Source organism: Nocardia africana NBRC 100379 (genome assembly GCF_001612635.1).
Taxonomy (GTDB): Bacteria; Actinomycetota; Actinomycetes; order Mycobacteriales; family Mycobacteriaceae; genus Nocardia; species Nocardia africana.
The window spans coordinates 1-876 of the sequence record NZ_BDAV01000088.1; the positions used below are offsets into that span (position 1 = coordinate 1).

Below are 876 nucleotides of genomic sequence, written 5' to 3' on the forward strand. Positions count from 1 at the left end.
CGATACCGCTACCGGCCGCGGGCGGGTTGAGGATCTGCACTGTGGCGACCGCAGCGCCTGATGTGCCCGGTGCGGGGTCGGGCACGGTTTGTCCCGGCCGGCCGGGAATGACCGGAGAGTTCGGGAGCCGGTCGGGGTTGGCGTAGAGCGCGATCCCGGCGATCTTGTCCGGCGAGACCGGTCCATGGCCCGCGCCGACCTGCTGAGCGAATTGCGCCATCGCCTGGGCGCCTTGCGAATACGCCACACCCGCAAGCAACGTGCTCGGGCAGACGTTGGTGATGTCGGTGGCAGCGGCATCGAGGCCGGCCAGCGCCTCGGTGGCCGATTCTGCGTAGGGTGCCGGTCCGCCGCCGGGAACGATCCCGCCGAACCCGGCTGGGTAGGGGATGGTGCTGTGTTGCACCAGGTCCGGGGCCGCGGCCTGTACTTGGGCTAGTAGTGCGCCGATGACTCCGGTGTCGGCGGTCGGGTCGGGGTTCGATTGGCCGGTGCCCTGGATTCCGATCACGTACAACGCTGGGCAACCGGGGCCGATCGGCACAGCATCGGCTGCGCCGCTACCCAGACCAGTCACCACCGCGGCACACGCCGCGCTCACAGCGGCCGTTGCCAGCGATTTCAGAGTGAGCGTTGAGGCGGTCATGGCTGGCCCACCCCGACCCCGGCGCCGAATCCGGCACCGACGGTTCCGCCGGCCAACGCGCCCGCCAACGCGGCGGGAATACCCGCGACCGCAGCGCCCGCGGCCGCACCGGCCGCAGCACCGACCGCCGTGCCCGCGACGCCGGAGGTAACGGTGCCGACCAACGGCACCGGCACCACGGTTCCTACTGCGGCACCGGCGATTCCGCCGATCGTGCCACCGATCAGCCC

At 71.5% G+C, this 876-nt stretch carries 1 protein-coding gene and 1 pseudogene; both read right to left on the bottom strand.

Features of this window, described 5'->3' with window-relative positions; genetic code table 11:
• Positions 1-646: cutinase family protein (locus NA3_RS35410; protein WP_157126684.1), on the bottom strand; the 646-nt coding region annotated here is incomplete at its 3' end.
• A pseudogene (locus NA3_RS38065) lies at positions 643-876 on the bottom strand (insoluble domain protein); the annotation flags it as partial. The gene NA3_RS35410 and the pseudogene NA3_RS38065, both read right to left, overlap by 4 nt.